Origin of the sequence: Clostridium sp. OM05-5BH (assembly GCF_003481505.1) — a bacterium.
Lineage (GTDB): Bacteria > Bacillota > Clostridia > Lachnospirales > Lachnospiraceae > Otoolea > Otoolea fessa.
The window spans coordinates 1-1,092 of the sequence record NZ_QULJ01000018.1 but is presented as its reverse complement, the minus strand read 5'-3'; the positions used below and the strand labels follow the sequence as shown (position 1 = coordinate 1,092).

Genomic DNA, 1,092 nt, shown 5'->3' with positions numbered 1-1,092 from the left:
GGCGGCTCTCTGACAGGCTGTGCCTTGAAAACGGGCTGTCCATTGTAGAGAACCCGAAGCCCCGGAGCAAGGGCAAGTATCGGAATTATGGAGAATGGCAGAAAGAACGAAAAGGGCCGCTTTCCTATCAGGACAGACTGCGCCTTGCCATTGATACTGCGCTGGCGGAACGCCCCGCTGATCTGGACGAATTTCTCAATCTGATGAAGCGGGCCGGATATGAGGTCAAGACGGTTCGGGGCGGCGGTATCAGTTTCCGGCTGACCGGGCAGGGACAGGAACGCTTTACCCGTCTGCGGGCTTCCACGCTGGGAGACGGCTACGACTTGCAAGATGTTCTGTCTGCCATTGAGGGCAAAGAAAAACGCCCCGGGCGCTCGGAACGGAAAATCAGTCTGGCGGTGGATATTCAAGCAAAGCTGGCTGCCGGTAAGGGGCCTGGATATGAACGCTGGGCGAAGGTATTTAACATTAAGCAGATGGCCGCCGCTCTTGCCTATATACAGGACAATAACCTGACCGATTATGAGCAGTTGGCGCAGAAAGCCACCGAGGCGGCAGACCGTTTCCATGCTATTTCCGAGCAGGTCAAGCAGACGGAACAGGCTATGAAAACCAATGCCGGGCTAAAGGCTGCAACGGTTCAGTATGCCAAAACCCGCCCAGTCTTTGAGCAGTATAAGGCGACGAAGTACAGCAGGAAATTCCTTGCGGAGCATGAGGCCGACCTTGAACTGTACCGGGTTGCACAAGCGGAAATGCGCTCTCTGCTGGGCGGGGCAAAGCTCCCCAAAATGGATGTGCTGAAGGAAGAAGGCCGTAAGCTCACAGCAAAGAAAAAACAGCTCTATGGAGAATACCAGAAGGCACGACGGGATATGCAGGAGATCGTCACAATCAAGGCGAACATTGACACTCTGATGGGCTACACCGAGCCGGGAAGAAAGCAGGAAAAGGAGCGTTAAGGTTATGAAAATAAGAAGCAAAGCGACGCTGACACTTCGGGCCATGTTGGCCCGAAGATACGGGTTTGGGGCGAGCCCCAACAAGCCGCCTTTGTGCCACTTGTGGCCACAGAGGCATTGCTTGCCA

1 protein-coding gene is annotated in these 1,092 nt (G+C 54.9%); it reads left to right on the top strand.

Translation table 11 applies throughout. The annotated features are described in order from the left end of the window. A partial coding sequence (locus DXB70_RS13660) for a hypothetical protein (RefSeq protein ID WP_118556379.1) occupies nt 1–965 on the top strand: 965 nt, incomplete at its 5' end. Between the last annotated feature and the right edge of the window lie 127 nt (nt 966–1,092).